Raw genomic sequence first — 21,230 nt, 5'->3', positions numbered from 1 at the left:
ATTCACATTCGGTTCGGTTCGGAACGGTTCAAGGAACCGCAGGAACCGCAGGAACCGCAGGAGCCGGAGGAGCAGGAGGCCAGGGGACCTCGGCCAGCAGGGGCAGGATCTGCTCCTCCTCATAATCCAGATGCGCGTTCAGCTCCATGGACATCCTGTCCAGCTCCGCGCGGTGCGGACGGCACGCCAACGCGGACGTGTGCTCGCCCGGGCCGACCGTAGGCTTGATCCATGCCCATCCCACCCGCATATGCCCTCGTCGCCACGGACCTGGACGGCACCCTGTTGCGCCGTGACGACAGCGTGAGTCCCCGCAGTCGTGCCGCGCTCGCCCTGGCCGCGCGGGCCGGGGCGAGGCATCTCGTGGTCACCGGGCGGCCGGTGCCCGGCATACGGGGGCTGCTCGCCACGCTGGGCTACCGGGGTCCGGCGGTCTGCGGACAGGGGACACAGCTGTACGACGCCGGGTCCGGGCGCATGGTGCGTGCGGTCACCCTGGACCGGGAGGCCGCCGACACCGCGCTCGGCAAGATCGAGGCCCAGGTGGGGCCGGTCCACGCGGCCGTCGACCAGGACGGGGCCGACGGCCGGACACTGATCGAGCCGGGATATCTGATGGCCCATCCCACACTCCCCGCCCAACGGACCCGCCATCGCCACGAGTTGTGGTCCGCGCCCGTCATCAAGGTGCTCATCCGGCACCCGGAGCTCACCGACGACGCGCTGGCCGAGGCCGCCCGTACGGCGGTCGGCGACCTCGCCTCCGTCACGCTCTCCGGCCCCGGCACCGTCGAACTGCAGCCGTACGGCGTCGACAAGGGAAGCGGGCTCGCGCTGGCCGCTGAATTCCTGGGCGTGGCCGCGGACACCACGATCGCCTTCGGGGACATGCCCAACGACCTGCCGATGTTCCGCGCGGCCGGGTACGGCGTCGCGATGGCCAACGGTCATCCGGACCTGCGGGCCGCGGCGGACGAGGTGACGTCGTCGAACGAGGACGACGGGGTCGCTGAGGTGCTGGAGCGGGTGTTCGGCTGAGCGGGCGTTCTCTCGCTGCGGCGCAGTGAACTCGGCGATGTGATCATTCGGTGAGCATAGGTGTATTTGGGCCAATCCTTGTTGACAGTCCGTCGCCAGGAGTCGAACAATACTGAGGCGGAACGGAACGTGCCGTGTCGCATCGTTCCTGCTGTTCGCACCGTTCGTGCCGTTCGTGCCGCGACGAGCCGATCGGGGGACGGCTCGCCCGGCCGACGGCACGAGGGCGGTGCGCCGTACGTCAGGCGGTGATGTCCTTCGCCGTGAACCGGGCCCACGCCGCCGAGCCGAACACCGCCGCGTACAAGCCCTGAAGCCCCAGGTTCTTGACCACGTCGTCCCAGTACACGGGGTCGCGCAGCAGGTCCGCGTACGACATCCAGTAGTGCGGGAAGAGATACGGGTGGATGCCGCTCAACTGCGGGATCGTGTCCACGATCTGCACGGTGATCAGCAGTCCGACGGTGGCGGCCATGGCCGCGATCCCGCTGCTGGTGAGGGTCGAGACGAACAGGCCGACCGCCGCGAATCCGATCAGCGAGGCGGCGACCACCACTGCGATCAGCCCGGCCCGCAGCAGCCCTTCGCCGAAGCCGATCCGGGTGCCCGAGATGGTGGTGACCTCGCCGACGGGGAACAGCAGCGCGCCGACGGCCAGCGCCGAGGCCGCCACGACCAGGGTCGCGACCAGGCAGAAGGTGAGGACGGAGGCGTACTTCGTCAGCAGCAGCCGGGTCCGGCCCGCCGGGGCGACCAGCAGATAGCGCAGGGTGCCGGCGTTGGCCTCGCCCGCGACGGAGTCGCCCGCCACGACCCCGACGGCCATCGGGAGGAAGACCGGGAGCGTCACGGCGAGGGCCGCGAAGACCAGGAAGAGGCCGTTGTTGGTGACCTGGGAGAGGAACGCGGGGCCGCCCCCGCCACCGGCCGGTCCGGGCGACGAGCCGTGGTTCGTCTCGATCCGCACCGCGATCCCGATCAGTACGGGAACGGCGGCCAGCACCCCGAGCAGCGCGAGCGTGCGCCAGCGGCGGAGCGTGGTGGTCAGTTCGGAGCCGAGGATTCCGAAGGTCCACAGCGCGCTGCGCACCCTGCCCGGCCCGCCCGGCCCGGCTGCTCCGCCCGACCCGGCTGCCTTGCCCGATCCGCCCGATCCGCCCGATCCGGCGCGTGCGGCTTCAGCCTGCGACATCGAAACCCTCTCCCGTGAGTGCGACGAAGGCGTCCTCCAACGAGGCCCGTTCGACGCCGAAGAACCGCAGGCGCACGCCCGCGTGCACCAGCGCCGCGCTGAGGTCCGCGAGTTCGACGTCGCCCACCGGGGCCTCGGCGCTCACCCGGTCGCCGTCGACCGTGATGCCGGTGACACCCAGTTCCTTGAGGATGCGGGCGGCGTCACCCGGGTCGGGGGTGCTGACAGCCAGTCGGCCGCGGGCACCTGCCGCCAGATCCGCTACCGGCCCCTGGGTGATCAGCCGCCCCCTGGCCATCACCGCGGCATGGGTGCAGACCTGCTCGATCTCGTCGAGAAGGTGGGAGGAGAGGAAGACCGTGGTGCCCTCCGCCGCCAGTTCCCGGACCAGGGTGCGGATCTCGCGCATGCCCTGCGGGTCCAGGCCGTTGGTCGGCTCGTCGAGGACGAGCAGGCGGCGCGGCTGGAGCAGGGCGGCGGCGAGACCGAGGCGCTGCTTCATGCCGAGCGAGTACGCCTTGGCCTTCTTGCCGGCGGCCGCGGCCAGCCCGACCCGGTCCAGAGCCTGTCCGACGCGGGCCCGGCGGGTGCGCGGATCGGCGGTCGGGTCGGCGGAGTCGTAGCGCAGCAGATTGTCCCGGCCGCTCAGGAAGCCGTACAGCGCGGGCCCCTCGATCAGCGCCCCGACCTGCGGGAGCACGGAGCGGGCCGCGCCCGGCATGGGGTGGCCGAGGACCCGCGCGGTACCGGACGTCGGATCGATCAGGCCCATCAGCATCCGGATCGTCGTGGTCTTCCCGGAGCCGTTGGGGCCGAGGAATCCGAAGACGCTGCCCGCGGGCACGCCGAGGTCGAGACCGTCGACGGCGAGCTGGCCGCCGCGGTACCGCTTGGTGAGGCCCCGTGTCTCGATCACGGTCGCCGTCCCCGGCTCGATCACGGTCCCGGGCTCTGTCATGCGTACTCCCCCTCATCGGTCTCATCGGTCGGGGATTGCGGACCGCCCCGCCGTACGGAGCGTACGGCGGGGCGGGTGGACGCTGTCGGGACGCGCGGCGCGCCCCGGCTCAGGAGGCGCCGTTGGCCGCCTTGACCAGTGCGTCCGGGGTGACCGCGCCGACGTACACCTTGCCGTCGTCCGTCACCAGCGCGTTGACCAGGCGGGTCTTGAAGACCGTGCCCGAGCCGAACGAACCGGAGACCTTGTCGCCCAGCGAGTCCAGGAACTGCTGCGCCTCGGCCGGTACGTCACCCGACGCCTTCGAGGGGAGTCCGGTGCCGCCCGGGGTCCGGATCTCGGCGATCGCGTTCCAGCCCTCGCCGATGACCTTCGTGTCCTTGGCGCCCGAGCCCTTTGCGCCCGAGCCCCCGGCGCCCAGTCCTTCGGCACCCGGGAACATGCCCAGGCCCTCGGCCCCGTCGGTCTTCCGCTGCGCCTTCGCGTCGTCGGCCTCGGTCACCTTGGCGCCCTTGGGCGGGGTGAACGTGAACGACGAGGCGGCGGGCTTCGCGAAGTCGACCTTGGTGAATCCGGCGTCGACGACGGCCTTGCCACCGCTGCTCGGAAGCAGCGTGAACTTCAGCGGCACACCGTTTCGCGCGTCGACCGCGACCGTGACCGAACCGATCGTGGAGCCGCTCTGCCTGGGCTTGATGAGCAGCTTGTACGCGTCTCGTCCGGCGACCTGCGCCGTACCGTCGACCGTCACCGAGGTGGTGGGGCCCGCGGACTTCAGGACCTGCTCGGCGAGCGCCTTCGGCGTGGTCGGCATGGACTCGGGGGCCGGGGTCGCGTGACCGGGCTTCTCGCCGGACTTCTGCCCGGCCCGGTGCTCGGTCCCCGCCCGGTTCTCGGTGGCGTGATAGGCCTCGTTGGACTTGCTGTCGTACGCCCAGACCTGATCGCCGTTGTGGATCAGGCTGTACTCCGCCGCGCTGTCCAGGATCGACACCCGCTGCTTGTCGGGGCCGTCGGCGGCCACCCGCAGGGTGTGCGTGCCGGACGCCAGCTCCGTCATCCGCGACTGCGGGTCGGCGCTCGAATCGCCCTTGCCGCCGCTGCCACCGCCCTGGGCGAAGGAGCCGGCCAGACCGCCGAGCGACGGAATGCCCAGGTCCGTACTGATCTTCACCGTGCCCGAGAGCTGCTGGATGTCCGAAGCGGCGATCTTCTCGATGAGCTGCTGCGCGGTGATCTTCGGCAGATCGGGGTCACCGGTACTCGCGAGCGCCGGGACGAGCCCGATCGTCGCGGCCGCCACTCCCGCCACCGCGACCGGGACGATGTAGCGCGCCGCCCTGCGGCGGCCGGCGGCGGTGCCCCTGGTCCCGCCGTTGCTCTCAACGCTGTCGTTCGGTGCCATATGTGCCCTACCTCCGTGGTCGGCGGCTTCCGTCCGGATGCACTCGTCCACTCCGTGCCGCCATTCTCACCGTTTTGCTCAGGAGTGGTTGTTCTCCATCTGACCAAAACCGCGGCGCGGAATCGTCAGCCCCGGGGAGCAACTCCGCCTACCTCTTCGGTATGACACCGCACGAGCGCATCTCCCACGTCCCGTAGGGGACGTACCCGACTCCAGGGCCCGCCACAACAGCCGGGGCCGGTCCGGGAAACCGCGTCGTACGCCTGCCGATCGGGTCACGGCGGGGCGGGAGAGGTGAATTTCGCGCCAACTCTTGACGATTTTCAGTCACGCGTCCACACTTTCAGGCATCTCCAGTCATTTTTCCACGAATCCAGTCAGCGAGGTTGCCGGGATGCTGCCAGCCGAACGTCACCGTCGAATCTCCACCGTCGTGGAGCGCAGCGGCACGATCAGCACCGAGAGTCTGGCCGAGCAGCTCGGCGTCTCGGCCGAGACCGTGCGCCGGGACCTGGCACAGATGGAGAAGCAGGGGCATCTCATGCGGGTGCGCGGCGGTGCGGCAGCGCTGTCCGTCGTCCGCGGTCTGAGTGGCGAAGAAGCATCCTTCACGGAACGGTCCGCCTCGCAGCAGCAGGCCAAGACGGCGATCGGGCGAGCCGCCGCGGATCTGGTCCGTTCCGGCATGACCGTCGTGATCGACGTCGGCACGACGGCCTTGCAGGTCGCCTGTGCCCTGGCGCCGGATTTCCGGGGGACGGTGGCGACCCCGTCCCTGCTCGTCGCAGCCGAGCTGTCCACCCGCCCCCATGTCGAGGTACTGGTCCCCGGCGGACGGATCCGGGGCGGCGACCTGGTCTGCTCCGGCCCTCTGACGGTGGACTTCTTCAACGGCCTCTACGCCGACATGGCGTTTCTCGGCTCCGGCGGCGTCGACAGCGCAGCCGGGATGACCGACTTCTACTTCGAGGAGAACGCGACCAAGCGCGCGATCCTCGCTCACAGCGCACTCAGCTACGTGCTGGCCGACGGGAGCAAACTCGGCCGGGTGGCTCCGCACCGCGTCTGCGGATTCGACGACTGCACCGGCCTGATCACCGACCAGGCCCCCGAACCGTCCCTGGCTTCGGCCATCGAGCAGTCGGGCGCAGTGGTGATCTCGGCCTGACGCTACCGAACGCTGCGGCGATCTCTTCCTGGCGATGTCTCCGCGTGAGACCCGCACCGTGCAACGAACGGCAGTTTCTGTAACGAGCAGCAGTTTCTGAAAGGACAGCACCGCCATGGTCACGACCAACACCGGCGTCGTACAGGGTGACGACCCGACCTCCACGCCGGGCTCCGGCTACAAGCAGGAAATGCGACGGGAGTTGAGCCGGTACGCCTCTTTCGCCATGGCCTTCGGCTTCGTCTCGATCGCCACGGGCATCTTCACGACGTACGGTTCCGTACTGAACAGCTCGGGCCCGCGCGGCATCTTCGCCTGGCCGATCAGCGTCATCGGCCAGCTGTCGGTCGCCCTCGTCTTCGGTGCTCTCGCCGCCCGTATCCCCATCAACGGATACGCCTACCAGTGGGTGTCCCGACTGGTGAACCCGGTCTGGGGCTGGGTCATGGGCTGGATCTCGTTCTCCTTCCTCGGAGTCGTGGTGGTCGCGGTGGACTACACCGTCGCAGCGACGATCCTGCCGGAGCTTCTCCGGTACCAGGGGACGACCCAGAACGCCTGGGCGATCACCGCCGTGGTCATCCTGCTCCAGGCGATTCTCGTGGCCGCCTCGACGCAACTGACGCACAAGGTCAACAAGGTCGCCGTGACCGTGCAGCTCATCGGCATGATCTCGTTGACCGTGCTGCTCTTCGTCGTCGGAGCGTTCACGGGCAAGCTCGACTTCTCCACGCTGTTCAGCGCCGCACCGGCCACGGCCGACGGCTACTACAGCCTGGGCACCGCCACCGAGGCCGGGCCGTTCGCCCTCGCGTTCCTCCTGGGCGCCTTCACCATCGTCGGGTTCGAGTCCGCGGCCAACCTTGCCGAGGAGACCAAGGACCCGGCACGGGTGATCCCCAAGGCCATGGCCCAGGCCGTGCTCTCCCTCGGCGTCCTCGGATTCCTCTTTCTCGTAGCGATCACCGCCCTCATCGACGACCCCGCGAAACTCGCCCAGTCCGCCACCCCCGTGGCCACCGTGATCACCGCCGTACTCGGATCGACGGTCGGCAAGGCGCTCCTGGTCCTCGTCGTGGTCTCGATCTTCTCCTGCGGTCTGGTCATCACCATGAGCGGGACCCGGCTGGTGTGGGCGATGTCCCGCGACGAGCGCTTCCCCGGCTGGCAGGCGCTGCGCAAGGTCAACCCCTCCCGTGGCACCCCGCTCAATGCCACGCTGTTCATCTTCGTCATCGCGCAGCTGATCCTCGCCAGCTTCTCCGTCTCGACCGACGCTCTGTTCTCGCTCTTCTCCGCCGCCACCCTGCTGCCCGCCATCATCTACGCCGGCACGGTGCTCATGTACATCGTCAAGCGGAAGTCGCTGCCGCCCACGCAGGGCTTCTCCCTCGGACGTTGGGAGATACCGGTCATCGTGGTCGCCTCCGTGTGGCTGGGATACGAACTCCTCATCTTCCGTGACCAGTCGTTCCGCGACCCCTGGCTCTACGTCCTCGTCCTCTTCGCCCTCGGGGCCGCCTACCTCGCCTATCTGCTGGTCCGGCGCGGCGTGTCCGGCATGTCGATGCCCGACATGATCAACATCGACGAAACCCTCGACGTCACTGGCCCCGCCACCCCGGGAACGGTGCACACGACCGTCAAGGAAAGCAAGCGATGAGCACCATTCTGGCCATCGACCAGGGCACCTCCGGCACGAAGGCAATCGTGGTCGACGAGCGGGGCGAGACCATCGCCATCGCCGAGGAGGAACTGCGGCCGGCCTACCTCAGCGGCGGTGGCGTCGAGCAGGACCCGCAAGAACTGCTCGACTCGGTCCTCACCGCCGGACGGCGTGCCATCGCCGCCGCAGGCAGGCCCGTCGACGCGGTCGCCCTCGCCAACCAGGGCGAAACCGTACTGGCCTGGGACCCGCACACCGGCACCCCGCTGTCCCGGGCGATCGTCTGGCAGGACCGCAGGGCGGAGTCGGTCTGCACCGCTCTGGCCGAGCATGCCCCGTGGGTGGCTCAGCGCAGCGGGCTCGTACTCGACTCCTACTTCTCGGCGCCGAAGATGGCCTGGCTGCGACGACACGTCACCACCGAAGGAGTGGTGACGACCACTGACACCTGGCTGGTGCACCAACTGACCGGCGAGTTCGTCACCGATGCCTCGACCGCGAGCCGATCGCTGCTGATGGACCTCGACAAGGTCTCCTGGGACCCGGAGCTGGTGGATCTGTTCGGTCTCGGCTCCGAGAAGCTGCCGCGAATCGTGGGGTGCGACGAGGTCATCGGCACGACCAGTGCATTCGGACGCGAGGTCCCCGTCGCCGGCCTGGTCGTCGACCAGCAGGCAGCCCTGCTCGCCGAGGGCTGCCTGGAGCGGGGAACCGCGAAGTGTACCTACGGCACAGGCGCGTTCCTGCTGGCCAACACCGGTGACACCGCCCTGCGTTCACGGGCCGGGCTCACGTCCTCGGTGGCCTGGCGGACCGCGGAGCAGACGCCGTACTGCGTGGACGGCCAGGTGTACACCGCGGCGTCGGCCGTCCGCTGGATCCGTGACCTGGGATTCATCGGGTCCGCGAGCGAACTGGATGCCGTAGCGGCGAAGGAGTCCGACGGCACTCTGTGCGTACCGGCCCTGGCGGGCCTCGCGGCACCGTGGTGGCGTCCCGACGCAACAGCCACGTTCACCGGAATGACCCTGTCCACCGGCAAGGAGCACCTGGTCCTCGCCGTGCTGCAGGGCATCGCCGCCCAGGTCGCCGCCCTGTGCGGCCTGGTCGAGTCCGACCTCGGTGCGCCGCTCAGCCGGCTGCGCGCGGACGGCGGGCTGACCCGCAGCCGTACCCTGATGCAGGCCCAGGCCGATCTGGCTCAGGTACCGGTCGACATCTACCCGTCCTCGCACGCCACCCCGCTCGGCGCGGCCGCGCTGGCCAAGCTGGCCCTCACCCCGGGCCTGAGCCTGGAGGAAGCCGTCGGTGACTGGAAACCGGTCACCGTCTACGAACCGGTCTGGTCGACCGACCGGGCCGCGCACTACCGCAGTACATGGGCGGCGGCCGCCGAGGCCACCGCCCGCAAGGGAGAACTCGGATGACCGACACCACACCGCACGAGCCGGACCATGTCTACGACGTCGTCGTCATCGGCGCGGGCATCGTCGGCTCGGCGATCGCCCGCGAGCTGTCCGGCCACCAGCTGTCGGTCGCGCTCGTCGAGGCACGCGACGACGTCGGCGACGGAACCAGCAAGGCGAACACCGCGATCCTGCACACCGGATTCGACGCCAAGCCGGGCACCCTGGAGTCCAGGCTCGTCAAGCGCGGATATCACCTGCTGTCGGAGTACGCCCGCTCGACCGGAATCCCGGTCGAACACACGGGCGCGATCCTCGTCGCGTGGAATGCCGAGGAGCTGGCCGCCCTGCCCGGCCTCAAGGAGAAGGCCGAACAGAACGGTTACGACCGGTGCCAAATCGTCGGCGCGGACGAGGTCTACGAGCTGATCCCGGCCCTCGGCGACGGCGCGCTCGGCGGGCTCACGGTCCCCGACGAGTCGATCATCTGCACCTGGACCACGAACCTGGCCCTGGCCACCGACGCGAGGCAGCGCGGCGCCGAGGTGCTGCTCAACCACGCCGTGACCGCCGTGTCGGTGGGCACCGAGGTCACCACGCTGACCACCGCGAGCGGCTCAGTGCAGGCCCGTTGGGTGGTCAACGCGGCGGGCCTCGGCGCCGACCGCATCGACCGGCTCTTCGGCCATGAGCGGTTCACCGTCACCCCGCGCCGCGGTGAGCTGTTCGTCTTCGACAAGCTCGCCCGCCCGCTGGTCGACAAGATCGTCCTGCCGGTGCCCACGTCCCGGGGCAAGGGGGTGCTCATCTCTCCCACCATCTACGGCAACGTCATGCTGGGGCCCACCTCGGAGGACCTCACCGACCGCACCGCGACCGGGACGTCCGAGGACGGATTCGCCTTCCTGCTGGACAAGGGCGAGCGACTCATGCCCCGGCTGCTCACCGAGGAGGTGACCGCTTCCTACGCGGGGCTGCGGGCCGCCATCGACCACGGGGACTACCTCATCGAGCCCTCCCCGTCGCAGCGGTACCTCCTCGTCGGCGGAATCCGCTCGACCGGGCTGACCTCCGGCATGGCCATCGCCGAGCACGTCCACGAGGTGCTCGAAAAGGCCGGACTCGTACTCACCGCACGCACCGAACTGCCCGGCCCTCCGCGGATGGCCAACATCGGCGAGGCGACCGTACGTCCCTACCAGGACGCCGACCGAATCGCCGCCGATCCCGAGTACGGCAAGGTCGTCTGCTTCTGCGAGCGCGTCACCGCCGGAGAGATCCGCGACGCCTTCCAATCGCCCCTGCCGGCCCGCAACCTGGAGGGCCTGCGCCGCCGGACCCGGGCCATGAACGGCCGCTGCCAGGGCTTCTTCTGCGGCTCGGCTGTCAACCGACTCCTGAACGAAAACGGTTGCGGCGGCACTGCCACCGCGCCGGCGCGGCCCGAGGTGAACTCCTGATGACCAGCACCACACTCACACCGGACGTCCTGATCATCGGGGGCGGTCCGGCCGGGCTCACGGCTGCCGCCGCCCTCGCACCCCGCGTCCGCGGCGAGGTCCTGGTGCTCGACCGGGAGAGGGACGCCGGAGGCATCCCCCGCCACAGCGACCACACGGGATACGGCCTGCGGGACCTGCGCCGGGTCATGACCGGCCCGAAGTACGCCCGCCACCTCGTCGAGCAGGCCATTTCGGCCGGGGCCACCATCCGCACCGAGACCATGGTCACCCACTGGGCGGGCGACCGGGCCGTGGAGGTCACCGGTCCGCAGGGGCGGCTGCGCGTGGAGGCCAAGGCCGTCGTACTCGCCACCGGCGCACGCGAACGGCCCCGCGCGGCCCGGCGCATCCCGGGCGACCGGCCGCAGGGCGTCTACACCACCGGGCAGTTGCAGAACGCCGTTCACCTCCACCACAGCCCGGTCGGCAGCCGGGCCGTCATCGTCGGAGGGGAACTCGTCAGCTGGTCCGCCGCCGTCACCCTCCGCGAAGCCGGCTGTGCCACTGAGCTGATGGTCAGCCAGTACCCCAGGACGGAGTCGTACGCCGCTTTCAACGTCGCCGGCCGCGCGCTGCTGCGCGTGCCCGTCGCCAATCGCAGCCGGGTCACCCGCATCATCGGCAAGGGCCGGGTCGAGGCCGTCGAGATCGAGAATCTCGACACCCTCGCCCGGCGCACCGTCGCCTGCGACACCGTGGTCTTCACCGGGGACTGGATCCCCGACCACGAACTCGTCCGCAGCGCAGGACTCGACCTCGACCCGGGAACCCTCGGCCCGCTGACCGACACCGCCCTGCGGACCAGCCGCCCCGGCGTCTTCGCCGCGGGCAACCTCCTGCACCCGGTCGACACCGCCGACGTCGCAGCCCTCGACGGCCTGCACGTCGCGGACCAGGTCGAGGCATGGCTGACTGGGACCGGCGAGCCTGCCCCGGGCCTGCGCATCCTCGCCGAGGCGCCGCTGCGCTGGGTGGCACCGGGGCTGCTGCGCCCGGGTGACCCGGCTCCCCCGCGTGGGCGCCTGCTGCTGTGGACGGACCGGTCCATCCGGTTCCCGCACGTCGTCGTCCGTCAGAACGGGCGGGTCGTCTCGGAACGGACCCTGCCGTGGCCCGCCGCACCCGGCCGTGTCTTCCGCGTGCCGTGGTCCGTGATGAAGGGCCTCAGCCCCCAGGGCGGCCCGGTCACCATCGGCCTGCGCTGACGAGCGGCCCGCACCCGGAGTACGAACGTGTCCCGGGTGCGGGCCGGTCGCAGTGCCGCCCCGGCATCTGCGGGTGATCGGCGGCCAGGGCCGCATACGTCCTTCACGCGCCCGGAACGGTGACCCTCGCAGTCTCCGGTGCGTGTGCCATGCCTCGGTCGACGGCAGGAAGTCCCGCCGGGCCGAGGCACGGCCATGCCCGGGATACGGCGCCAGGGGCGCCCGCTTTCCGCACGGTCACATCGGCGGCGCCTGCCAGGCGCCGGCGCCGAGCCGGGTGAAGCGCCACTTCCCGGACCCAGCAGGGGCCAGAAGCACATCCGGACCGCGCCCCGGGCCGGTCGGGCCGCTGTCGCCCCCCGCCCGGTGAGCAGGCGTTCGGCGTCGGCGCTCGCCCGATCACCGCGAGGTCGCCCGACAGCCTCTCAGCCCGCGCGGTGCACCACCGCGTCGCACAGCTCCTCCAGCGCGGACTTCGCGTAGCCCTCGGGCAGCGGCGCCAGCGTCGTGCGCGCCTCCTGCGCGTACCGGATGGTGTCCCGTCGGGCGTGCTCCAGCGCCGGGTGGGCGCGCAGCCTGCGCAGCACCTCGGCGTGCCGGGCGTCGTCGCTCAGGTCGCCGTCGAGCAGCTCGACGAGCTCCAGGTCGTCCGGCTTGCCGTCGGCCGCCGCCTGGGCCCGCAGGTGGAGCACGGGGAGCGTCGAGATGCCTTCGCGCAGGTCGGTGCCGGGGGTCTTGCCGGACTCGTGGGAGTCGGAGGCGATGTCGAGTACGTCGTCGGCGAGCTGGAAGGCGACGCCGAGCCGCTCCCCGTACTGGGTGAGGATGTCGACGGCCGACTCGTCCGCACCGGCCATCATCGCGCCGAACCGGCAGGCCACGGCGATCAGCGAGCCGGTCTTGCCGCGCATCACGTCGAGGTAGTGCTCGACCGGGTCGCGCCCGTCGACGGGGCCCGCGGTCTCCAGGATCTGGCCGGTGACCAGCCGCTCGAACGCCTCCGCCTGGATGCGTACGGCCTCCGGACCGAGGTCGGCCAGTATGTGCGAGGCGCGGGCGAACAGGAAGTCGCCGGTCAGGACGGCCACCGAGTTGCCCCAGCGGGTGTTGGCGCTGTCGACGCCGCGGCGTACATCCGCCTCGTCCATCACGTCGTCGTGGTAGAGCGTCGCGAGATGTGTCAGCTCGACGACGACGGCCGCGGGCACGACACCCGGTGCGTCGGGGTCGCCGAACTGGGCGGCCAGCATGGCCAGCAGCGGCCTGAACCGCTTACCCCCGGCGTGCACGAGATGCTGCGCGGCCTCTGTGATGAAGGACACGCCGCTCTTGGTGGCTTCGAGCAGACCCGACTCGACAGCAGCCAAACCGGCCTGGACATCGGCCTCAAGAGCGTGGTCCCGCACGCCCAGTCCGAACGGCCCGACGACGGTCACAAGGGGATCTCCTGTCTGCTGACGATCACACGGGGTGTCGATGTGTCGCTGTCATCACTCAAGTCAGCGTATCCGGTCCCCTTTGGATCACCGTGGGCGCCTTCCCGCCACCGCCGGTATGTTCGGGATCAGCTCATACGATCAGGAGTTCTCCCTTTGTCCCACACGGCTACCGACACCGAACCGACCCAGCCGCAGCCCGGCGACGACCATGCCTTTTTCGGCCAGCCACGGGGCCTGATGACCCTCTCCGGCCTGGAGGTCTGGGAACGGTTCTCGTTCCTCGGCATGCAAGCGATCCTGGTCCTCTACTTCGCCGATACCGTCGCCCGCGGCGGCATGGGCATGGAGGCGGGCACCGCGGCGTCCGTCTCCGCCGCCTACGGCACCCTCGTCTACCTGGTCTCCGTGGCCGGCGGCTGGCTGGCCGACCGGATCCTCGGCTCGTACCGCGCCGTCCTGTACGGCGGCATCCTCATCGCCTGCGGGCATTACGCCATGGCGGTGCCCACCGACGCCATGACGTGGACCGGCCTCGGTCTGATCAGCGCCGGAACCGGTCTGCTCAAGCCCAATGTGGCGACCATGGTCGGCAAGCTGTACCGCACCGACGACCAGCGCCGCGACGCCGGCTTCGCGCTGTATTACATGGGCATCAACATCGGGGCGTTCCTCGGCCCGCTGGTCACCGGCTGGCTCGGGGACCACGCGAGCTGGCACTGGGGCTTCTCGGCCGCCGCCTTCGGCATGACGATCGGTCTGATCCAGTACGTACTGGGCCGGCGTCACCTGGCCGGCCGAAAGCACAGCGCCGAATTCGCGCTGGAACCGGCACCGATGCGCCGCGCCGTAGGGCTGATCGTGATCGGCGCCGTCGTGGTCGCCGCCGGCGCCACCGCACTGGCTCTGGCCGGCTGGCTCACCATGAGCCGGTTCGTCGACGTGCTCACCCTCGTCTCGGTGATCGCACCGGTCGTCTACTTCGTGGTGATGTTCCGCAGCCCGCGGGTCACCGCCGAGGAGCGTGGCAGGCTGCGCCCGTACGTGGTGCTGTTCCTGGCCTCGGTCGTCTTCAACTTCATCCTCTTCCAGGCGTACTCGACGATGATGCTGCTCGCGTCGACCAACGCCCGTACCGAGATCTTCGGCTTCCACTTCCCGGCGAGCTGGTACGCCTCCGCGCTCGGCGCCTTCGAGGTCGCGCTCGCCCCGGTGGTCGCCGCCGTCTGGGCCCGGATGGGCCCGCGTCAGCCGCACGCCTCCAACAAGATCGCGATCGGGGTGATCCTCGGCGGGCTGTCGTTCCTGCTGATGGTGCTGCCGACGTCCGGGCACTCCGGCGACACCTACAAGATGGCCGCCTGGTGGATCGTCGGCTCGTACCTGCTGCTGGGTCTCGGCGACATCCTGCTGGAGACCTCCGGCATGTCCGCGACCACCAAGCTCGCGCCCAAGGCGTTCGCCAGCCAGACGATGGCGCTCTGGTTCCTCTCGCTGGCCCTCGCCAACGGCATCCAGGCCCAAGTCGTGAAGCTGTACGGCGAGGTCTCCAACCCCGCCTACTTCGGTGTCAATGGCGCGATCGCGGTGGTGGCCGGTGTGGCCGTCATCGCCGCCGCACCCTGGCTCAAGCGCACCATGCACCCCGTCCACTGAGGTACCACCATGCACATCCGCAGCACGTTTCCGTACGACACCACCCATGAGGACGTCCGCATCCCGCTGCCGGACGGCACCCGGCTGTACGCCCGGATCTGGCGTCCGGTCACCGACGAACCCGTCCCCGCGCTCCTGGAATACCTGCCCTACCGGCTGAGCGACTGGACGGCGCCGCGCGACTGGCAGCGCCACCCCTGGTACGCGGGACACGGCTACGCCTCCGTCCGGGTGGACGTACGCGGGCACGGCAACAGCGAGGGCCTGCCGGGTGACGAGTACGACGCGACCGAACTGGCCGACGGGGTCGCCGTCATCCACTGGCTGGCCCAGCAGGAGTGGTGCTCCGGCCGCGTCGGCATGTTCGGCATCTCCTGGGGCGGCTTCAACTCGCTCCAGATCGCGGCGCTCGCCCCCGAGCCGCTGAAGGCGATCGTCACCGTCTGCTCGACGGACGACCGTTACGACAACGACGTCCACTACATGGGCGGCTCGGTCCTCGCCGTCGACATGCACGCCTGGGCGGCCACCATGCTGGCCTTCGTCTCCCGCCCGCCGGACCCGGCGCAGGTCGGTGAGGGCTGGAAGGACATGTGGCTGAAGCGGCTGGAGGCCGTCGAACCGTATCTCCACAGCTGGCTGGCGCACCAGACCCGCGACGACTACTGGAAGCACGGCAGCGTCTGCGAGGACTACTCCGCGATCCGGGCCAACGTCCTCGCGGTGGGCGGCTGGCACGACCCGTACCGCGACACCGTCCTGCGGCTCGTCGAGCACCTCGATCCGGACAAGGTCCGCGGGCTGATCGGGCCCTGGTCGCACCAGTACCCCGACCGCGGTCTGCCGCCGGGCCCGGCGATCGGCTTCCTCCAGGAGACGCTGCGCTGGTGGGACCAGCACCTGAAGGACAAGGACACCGGCGTCATGGCCGAGCCGCTGCTGCGGTCCTGGATCAGCGAGTCGCACCGGCCCGCCACGGCGTACGAGACGCTGCCCGGCCGCTGGGTCGGCGACACCAGCTGGCCGTCGGAGAACATCTCGCCGGTCGCATACGCCCTCCAGGGCGGTCCGCAGATCGTCGACTCGCCGCAGCAGACGGGGCTGGACGCCGGGCGCTTCTTCCCGTTCGGCAACGCCGCCGACCTGCCGCCCGACCAGCGCGACGAGGACGCCAAATCGGTCTCCTTCGAGTTCCCGGTCGAGTCCGCCCCGATCGAGATCCTGGGCCGCCCCCGGGTGAAGCTGCGCATCCGGATGGACGGGCCCCGCGGCCAGGCGATCGCCCGGCTCTGCGACGTCGCACCGGACGGCTCCTCCACTCTGGTCACCCGCGGCGCGCTCAACCTCTCCGCCCGGCACGGCCGCGACCGCGCGGACGACTGGCCGGTGGGCGAGTACGAGGAGGTGACGTTCGACCTCAACGGCATCGGGCACACCTTCCCGCCCGGCCACCGGATCAGGCTCGCGATCTCGTCCTCGTACTGGCCGTGGATCTGGCCGCAGGCCGGGTCGGTGGGCTTCACCCTGGACGCCGACGGCAGCTTCGTCGAACTGCCGGTGCGCCGGCACACCGAGGATCCCGCGATCCGGTTCGAGGAACCGGAACAGTCGGAGCCGCTCGGCGTCGTCCACCCCGTGACGCTCGACGAACAGCGCCCCGAGCGGCTGGTGGTCCGCGACGTCGCCAAGGGCGAATGGCGGCTGGAGGTCGACCCGCGCTACGGCGGCACCCGCGTCTACCCGGACGGCCTCGAATTCACCGAGGACGCCCTGGAGACGTACACGATCCAGGAGGACGACCCGCTCTCCGCCCGTACCCGCTCCGACTGGGCGATCCGGCTGCACCGGCCGGAGCTGGCGTGGGACGTACGGATCGAGACCCGCTCCGAAATCAGTGCGGACGACACCGACTTCATCACGTCCAACGAGGTGGTCTGCAAGGACGGCGACGAGGTCGTCTTCCATCGCACCTGGCAGAAGCGGATCCCGCGCACGGCAGGCTGAGAGGGCCCGGCAGCAGGCAGCCCCGCGACGCCGCGACGCCGCGACGCCTACTGCCGGGTCCTCTGAATCACCGCCGTGCCCCCGCAACCCGGGGGCACGGCGGAACTTTCCGGGCATCAGGAGCAGTTGGGACACTCCCGCGGGGTAGCAACACCGACGTAACGTGTCCCCCAAGCGACCTGGAAAGCGAGGCAGCAACACATGCCCGAGCAGAGCAGCCCGCTCGATCTGGCCGAGGGCGACCCCTTCGGCCCGCACAACCTTCCGTACGGTGTGTTCTCCACCCCCGACCACCCCGAGGACCGCCGGGTCGGCGTCCGCATCGGCAACCACGTACTGGACGCCGGAGCCGCGGCACACGCGCTCGGCTCGCCCTACGCGCAGCTCCTCGCCCAGCCGGACCTGACCGCGCTGCTGTCGGCGGGCCGCACCGCCTGGCGGGACGTCCGGCGGGCCCTGACGGCCTGGGTGACGGTCCCGGCACACCGCGCGGACATCGAACCGCTGCTGCACCCGGTCGAGTCGGTGACGCTCCATCTGCCGTACAAGGTCGCGGACTACGTCGACTTCTACGCGAGCGAACACCACGCCACCAACGTCGGGAAGATCTTCCGGCCGGACGGTGACGCGCTGACCCCGAACTGGAAGCACCTCCCGATCGGTTACCACGGCAGGTCCGGCACCGTCGTCGTCTCCGGTACGGACGTGGTGCGCCCCTCCGGCCAGCGCAAGGCGCCCACCGACCCGGCGCCCGTCTTCGGTCCGTCCGTCAAGCTCGACATCGAGGCCGAGGTCGGCTTCGTCGTCGGAGTCGGCTCCGCGCAGGGCCGCCCGGTCCCGCTCGGCGACTTCCGCGACCACGTCTTCGGGCTGTCGCTGCTCAACGACTGGTCGGCGCGGGACATCCAGGCCTGGGAGTACGTCCCGCTCGGCCCGTTCCTCGGCAAGTCCTTCGCCACGTCCGTATCGGCATGGGTGACCCCGCTGGAAGCCCTGGAGGCGGCCCGGATCGCGCCCCCGGCCCGCGACTTCCCGCTGCTCCCCTACCTGGAGGACGCGGGCGAGGAGGAGGCCGGCGGGCTCGACCTGCGGATCTTGGTCGCGATCAACGGACAGCCGGTCGCCGAGCCGCCGTTCGCCACCATGTACTGGACGGCGGCCCAGATGCTGGCCCAGATGACGGTCAACGGCGCCTCGCTGCGCACCGGCGATCTGTACGGCTCCGGCACGGTCAGCGGCGCCGAACCCGGACAGCGCGGCTCGCTGCTGGAGCTGACCTGGAACGGCCGCGACCCACTGGACCTCCCGGACGGCAAGCGGACGTTCCTGGAGGACGGCGACACCGTGACGATGACGGCCTGGGCACCGGGCCCGGACGGCACGAGGGTCGGCCTCGGCGAGGTCACGGGACGGATCGTGCCCGCGTCATGAACCCGGTCGCCCCGGAGCTCACGCTCCCGAGGAACTGCTGCTGCTCGCGCTGGACCCGCAGCGCGGCAAGCCGTACTGCCGCAACCGCTTCCTGGAGTACGGGGTGGCGGGCGCGGTCCTCGCGGAGCTGGAGTTCCGGGGCCGGATCAGCGAACAACTCGCCGGGTACGGGTGATCAGTCCGCCGGCTTCCGAGGTCCCGCTCCTCGCCCGGGTTCTGGGCATTCTGCCTCCCCCGGACAAGGGCCGGCTCATGGGCGGAGTCAGCGCGAAGCGGTGGATCCGGCGGGGCGAGGCGAGGCGGAGGCTGTCAGCAGTGCGCGGGGCGTTCACACGTTCGGGGGAGCCCTGTCCCGTTCCCGGCGGATACGCTGGAAAGCCCCGCGAGACTCCTTCCTGTGGGAGCACTGATGAGCATCGAACCCGAGGCCCCCGAGCCGCGGTGGGCGGTTCCGCCCGTGGGCGGCTGGACCGCCGATGACCTGGACACACTCCCGAATCTGCCTCCGCACACGGAGCTGATCGACGGGAGTCTTGTTTTCGTGAGTCCGCAGACCGTGTTCCACGAGCGCGCGATCGACTATCTCAAGTGGCAGTTGCAATCGCTCGCGCCGCTCGACTTCGAAGTCTTTCGCGAATTCACCATCGATGTCGACTGGCAGAACCGGCCCGAACCCGATGTGGTCGTCGTGCGGGCGGACGCGGTCGAGGGTCTGCGGCAAACACGGTTCCCCGCCGAGGCGGTGCTGCTGGCGGTCGAGGTCGTGTCCGACGAGTCCCTGACACGGGACCGTGAGACCAAGCCCGTGAAGTACGCGCGGGCACGGATCCCCCACTACTGGCGGGTGGAGAACCAAGACGGCCGAGTGGTGGTCTACGTCTTCGAGCTGGAACCGGCCACCGGCGCCTACACGTCCACCGGGATCTTCCACGAGCGAATGAAGGTCTCCATTCCCTTCCCGGTCGATCTCGACCTCACCGCCATCACCGCGCGCCGCCGGGCAGCAGCCCCGGAGTAGCTCCGGCGCCGGCGCCGCCACCGCCCGGCCCCGATACTCACTCGTACTCGGGAGGTTCCTCGTCCCAGCCCCACTCCGGGTCGGCGTCGGGGACCGTCACGGATGCGGCCGGGCGCGGGGCCGTGGGCGGCTCCACGATCGGGGTGGCCTCGCCGGCGGTCTCCGGCTGTTCGGCCGCCGACGCCTCCGGGGCCGGAGCTGCCGAAGCCGCCGGGGCCGGTTCGGCGGGGACTACCGCAGGACCGGGCTCCGGCACCGCCGCGACATCCCCGAACGACGCGAGCACCTCCAGCACCCCCTCCCCGTACGTCGCCAGCTTCTTCTCGCCCAGGCCGCTGATCCCGCCCAGCGCGGACACCGAGTCCGGCCGCACCGTGGCGATCTCGCGCAGTGTCGCGTCGTGGAAGATGACGTACGCCGGGACGCCCTGCTCCTTCGCCTGAGCACCGCGCCAGGCCCGAAGCGCTTCGAAGACCGGGACGGCCTCGGGGGCCAGCTCGGCGGCGGCCGCCTGGGACTTCGTCTTACGGTCGCCCTTCGTGGAGCGCGACGCGGGCTTCGGCGCCTCCTTGCGCAGAAGCACCTCGCGCTCCCGGCCGAGCACCGAGCCGCTCTCCTGCGTCAGCACCAGCGTGCCGTACTCGCCCTCGACGGCGAGCAGCCCCTGGGCGAGCAACTGCCGTACGACTCCGCGCCATTCGGCCTCGGCCAGCTCCTCGCCGATGCCGAAGACCGAGAGCTGGTCATGGTCGAACTGGATGACCTTCGCCGTCTTGCGGCCCAGCAGGATGTCGATGATCTGGCCCGCCCCGAACTTCTGCCCGCGCTCCCGCTTCAGCCGTACCACGGTCGACAGCAGCTTCTGCGCGACCACCGTGCCGTCCCAGGTCAGGGGCGGGGTCAGGCAGGTGTCGCAGTTACCGCAGGCCGCCGCCACCGGCTCCTGGCCGAAGTACGTCAGGAGCTGGGCGCGGCGGCACTGGACCGTCTCGCACAGGGCCAGCATCGAATCGAGGTGGGCGGCCGCGCGGCGGCGGAAGGCTTCGTCGCCCTCGCCGCCCTGGATGAGCTTGCGCTGCTGGACGACGTCCTGGAGTCCGTACGCCATCCAGGCCGTGGACGGCTGCCCGTCACGCCCGGCGCGGCCGGTCTCCTGGTAGTAGCCCTCGACCGATTTCGGCAGGTCGAGGTGGGCGACGAAGCGGACGTCCGGCTTGTCGATGCCCATACCGAAGGCGATGGTCGCGACGACGACCAGGCCCTCCTCGCGCAGGAAGCGGGACTGGTGGACGGCGCGCGTGCCCGCGTCCAGACCGGCGTGGTACGGGATGGCCTCGATGCCGTTGCGGCAGAGGTATTCGGCGGTCTTCTCGGTCGAGTTGCGCGACAGGCAGTAGACGATGCCCGCGTCCCCGGCGTGCTCCTCCTTGAGGAAGGAGAGCAGCTGCTTCTTCGGGTCGGCCTTCGGCACGATCCGGTACTGGATGTTCGGCCGGTCGAAACTGGCGACGAAGTGCTTCGCGTCGGGCATGCCCAGGCGCTGGGTGATCTCCTGGTGCGTCGCACCGGTCGCGGTCGCGGTCAGGGCGATGCGCGGCACGTCGGGCCAGCGCTCGCCGAGGACGGAGAGGGCCAGATAGTCCGGGCGGAAGTCGTGGCCCCACTGGGCCACGCAGTGCGCCTCGTCGATCGCGAAGACGGAGATCTCGCCGCGGGAGAGCAGGCCGAGGGTGGCGTCCAGGCGGAGCCGCTCCGGGGCCAGGTAGAGCAGGTCGAGCTCACCGGCGAGGAACTGGGCCTCCATCGAGCGGCGCTCGTCGAAATCTTGCGTGGAGTTGATGAAACCGGCCCTGACACCGAGCGCCCGCAACGCGTCCACCTGATCCTGCATCAGCGCGATCAGGGGCGAGATGACGATGCCTGTACCGGCTCTGACCAGGGACGGGATCTGGTAGCAGAGGGACTTTCCGCCACCGGTCGGCATGAGCACGACGGCGTCGCCGCCCGCCACCACGTGGTCGACGACCGCTTCCTGCTCCCCGCGGAACGCCTCGTACCCGAACACCCGGTGCAGCGTCTGCCGCGCGTCGCTCTCGGTCACATCCATGGTCCCGCCCGTCGTGCTCATCGCTCTGTCCCCCCGGT

General features: G+C 70.4%; 16 protein-coding genes and 1 pseudogene. 11 read left to right on the top strand and 6 right to left on the bottom strand.

All coding sequences use genetic code 11. The annotated features are described in order from the left end of the window. Window positions 1–28 precede the first annotated feature (28 nt). A pseudogene (locus tag OH735_RS21810) lies at window positions 29–172 on the bottom strand (nitroreductase family deazaflavin-dependent oxidoreductase); the annotation flags it as partial. 59 nt (window positions 173–231) lie between these two features. Here OH735_RS21810 and OH735_RS21805 point away from each other — a divergent pair. Beyond that, on the top strand, window positions 232–1,038 hold the full coding sequence (locus OH735_RS21805) for an HAD family hydrolase (RefSeq protein ID WP_406383217.1): 807 nt from the start codon (window positions 232–234) through the stop codon (window positions 1,036–1,038). A 241-nt stretch (window positions 1,039–1,279) separates the two neighbouring features. Here OH735_RS21805 and OH735_RS21800 read toward each other — a convergent pair whose 3' ends face one another. From OH735_RS21800 to OH735_RS21790, 3 genes are all read right to left on the bottom strand, one after another. Then, on the bottom strand, window positions 1,280–2,230 hold the full coding sequence (locus OH735_RS21800; RefSeq protein ID WP_406383216.1) for an ABC transporter permease: 951 nt from the start codon (window positions 2,228–2,230) through the stop codon (window positions 1,280–1,282). After that, window positions 2,217–3,188 carry an ABC transporter ATP-binding protein gene (locus tag OH735_RS21795; RefSeq protein WP_406383215.1) on the bottom strand — a complete coding sequence of 324 codons (972 nt, stop codon included), beginning with the start codon at window positions 3,186–3,188 and terminating at the stop codon, window positions 2,217–2,219. Before OH735_RS21795 ends, OH735_RS21800 begins: the two co-directional genes overlap by 14 nt. Window positions 3,189–3,297: 109 nt before the next feature. Next, window positions 3,298–4,593: a LolA family protein gene (locus tag OH735_RS21790; protein WP_406383214.1), complete on the bottom strand. Its 1,296-nt coding sequence runs from the start codon at window positions 4,591–4,593 to the stop codon at window positions 3,298–3,300. Window positions 4,594–4,987: 394 nt separating this feature from the next. Between OH735_RS21790 and OH735_RS21785 the strand changes: the two genes are divergently transcribed. The 5 genes from OH735_RS21785 (at window position 4,988) to OH735_RS21765 (ending at window position 11,540) form a co-directional block, all read left to right on the top strand. Continuing rightward, window positions 4,988–5,761 carry a DeoR/GlpR family DNA-binding transcription regulator gene (locus OH735_RS21785; protein ID WP_406383213.1) on the top strand — a complete coding sequence of 258 codons (774 nt, stop codon included), beginning with the start codon at window positions 4,988–4,990 and terminating at the stop codon, window positions 5,759–5,761. 115 nt (window positions 5,762–5,876) lie between these two features. After that, a complete protein-coding gene (locus OH735_RS21780) occupies window positions 5,877–7,424 on the top strand; it encodes an APC family permease (protein ID WP_406383212.1) in 1,548 nt (515 codons plus the stop codon). Then, entirely contained in the window at window positions 7,421–8,854 is a 1,434-nt protein-coding gene (locus tag OH735_RS21775) for an FGGY family carbohydrate kinase (protein WP_406383211.1), read from the top strand. The genes OH735_RS21780 and OH735_RS21775 overlap by 4 nt, the downstream gene beginning before the upstream one ends. Next, window positions 8,851–10,293, top strand: a complete 1,443-nt coding sequence (locus OH735_RS21770; protein WP_406383210.1) for an NAD(P)/FAD-dependent oxidoreductase — start codon at window positions 8,851–8,853, stop codon at window positions 10,291–10,293. Before OH735_RS21775 ends, OH735_RS21770 begins: the two co-directional genes overlap by 4 nt. Then, a complete protein-coding gene (locus OH735_RS21765; protein WP_406383209.1) occupies window positions 10,293–11,540 on the top strand; it encodes an NAD(P)/FAD-dependent oxidoreductase in 1,248 nt (415 codons plus the stop codon). The genes OH735_RS21770 and OH735_RS21765 overlap by 1 nt, the downstream gene beginning before the upstream one ends. 425 nt (window positions 11,541–11,965) lie before the next feature. On the opposite strand, the gene OH735_RS21760 is transcribed toward OH735_RS21765, so the two are convergent. Further along, window positions 11,966–12,976 (bottom strand): polyprenyl synthetase family protein, encoded by a 1,011-nt coding sequence (locus OH735_RS21760; RefSeq protein WP_406383208.1) that lies wholly within the window; start codon window positions 12,974–12,976, stop codon window positions 11,966–11,968. A gap of 156 nt (window positions 12,977–13,132) precedes the next feature. Here OH735_RS21760 and OH735_RS21755 point away from each other — a divergent pair, with 156 nt between their 5' ends. The 5 genes from OH735_RS21755 (at window position 13,133) to OH735_RS21735 (ending at window position 19,085) form a co-directional block, all read left to right on the top strand. Further along, window positions 13,133–14,632, top strand: coding sequence for a peptide MFS transporter (locus OH735_RS21755; protein WP_406383207.1), 1,500 nt, complete (start codon window positions 13,133–13,135; stop codon window positions 14,630–14,632). A 9-nt stretch (window positions 14,633–14,641) separates the two neighbouring features. Then, window positions 14,642–16,636 carry a CocE/NonD family hydrolase gene (locus OH735_RS21750; protein WP_406383206.1) on the top strand — a complete coding sequence of 665 codons (1,995 nt, stop codon included), beginning with the start codon at window positions 14,642–14,644 and terminating at the stop codon, window positions 16,634–16,636. A gap of 201 nt (window positions 16,637–16,837) precedes the next feature. Further along, window positions 16,838–18,067 (top strand): fumarylacetoacetase, encoded by a 1,230-nt coding sequence (gene fahA / locus OH735_RS21745; RefSeq protein WP_406383205.1) that lies wholly within the window; start codon window positions 16,838–16,840, stop codon window positions 18,065–18,067. Between the two features lie 34 nt (window positions 18,068–18,101). Next, on the top strand, window positions 18,102–18,242 hold the full coding sequence (locus OH735_RS21740) for a GPP34 family phosphoprotein (protein WP_406386676.1): 141 nt from the start codon (window positions 18,102–18,104) through the stop codon (window positions 18,240–18,242). Window positions 18,243–18,476: 234 nt separating this feature from the next. Continuing rightward, a complete protein-coding gene (locus OH735_RS21735) occupies window positions 18,477–19,085 on the top strand; it encodes a Uma2 family endonuclease (protein ID WP_406383204.1) in 609 nt (202 codons plus the stop codon). 37 nt (window positions 19,086–19,122) lie between these two features. Here the strand turns inward: OH735_RS21735 and recQ are convergent, their stop codons facing one another. Next, entirely contained in the window at window positions 19,123–21,213 is a 2,091-nt protein-coding gene (gene recQ / locus OH735_RS21730; RefSeq protein ID WP_406383202.1) for a DNA helicase RecQ, read from the bottom strand. Between the last annotated feature and the right edge of the window lie 17 nt (window positions 21,214–21,230).

The organism is Streptomyces sp. NBC_01618, from assembly GCF_045209435.1.
Classification (GTDB): domain Bacteria; phylum Actinomycetota; class Actinomycetes; order Streptomycetales; family Streptomycetaceae; genus Streptomyces.
The sequence above is the reverse complement of the archived record's forward strand: the minus strand, read 5'-3'. Positions and strand labels throughout refer to the sequence as shown.

What these genes read in the sequence shown, in the direction of transcription:
- OH735_RS21805 (WP_406383217.1), top strand. Translation starts at nt 232, where the DNA reads ATGCCCATCCCACCCGCATATGCCCTCGTCGCCACGGACCTGGACGGC.
- OH735_RS21800 (WP_406383216.1), bottom strand. Translation starts at nt 2,230, where the DNA reads ATGTCGCAGGCTGAAGCCGCACGCGCCGGATCGGGCGGATCGGGCGGA.
- OH735_RS21795 (WP_406383215.1), bottom strand. Translation starts at nt 3,188, where the DNA reads ATGACAGAGCCCGGGACCGTGATCGAGCCGGGGACGGCGACCGTGATC.
- OH735_RS21790 (WP_406383214.1), bottom strand. Translation starts at nt 4,593, where the DNA reads ATGGCACCGAACGACAGCGTTGAGAGCAACGGCGGGACCAGGGGCACC.
- OH735_RS21785 (WP_406383213.1), top strand. Translation starts at nt 4,988, where the DNA reads ATGCTGCCAGCCGAACGTCACCGTCGAATCTCCACCGTCGTGGAGCGC.
- OH735_RS21780 (WP_406383212.1), top strand. Translation starts at nt 5,877, where the DNA reads ATGGTCACGACCAACACCGGCGTCGTACAGGGTGACGACCCGACCTCC.
- OH735_RS21775 (WP_406383211.1), top strand. Translation starts at nt 7,421, where the DNA reads ATGAGCACCATTCTGGCCATCGACCAGGGCACCTCCGGCACGAAGGCA.
- OH735_RS21770 (WP_406383210.1), top strand. Translation starts at nt 8,851, where the DNA reads ATGACCGACACCACACCGCACGAGCCGGACCATGTCTACGACGTCGTC.
- OH735_RS21765 (WP_406383209.1), top strand. Translation starts at nt 10,293, where the DNA reads ATGACCAGCACCACACTCACACCGGACGTCCTGATCATCGGGGGCGGT.
- OH735_RS21750 (WP_406383206.1), top strand. Translation starts at nt 14,642, where the DNA reads ATGCACATCCGCAGCACGTTTCCGTACGACACCACCCATGAGGACGTC.
- fahA (WP_406383205.1), top strand. Translation starts at nt 16,838, where the DNA reads ATGCCCGAGCAGAGCAGCCCGCTCGATCTGGCCGAGGGCGACCCCTTC.
- OH735_RS21735 (WP_406383204.1), top strand. Translation starts at nt 18,477, where the DNA reads ATGAGCATCGAACCCGAGGCCCCCGAGCCGCGGTGGGCGGTTCCGCCC.
- recQ (WP_406383202.1), bottom strand. Translation starts at nt 21,213, where the DNA reads ATGAGCACGACGGGCGGGACCATGGATGTGACCGAGAGCGACGCGCGG.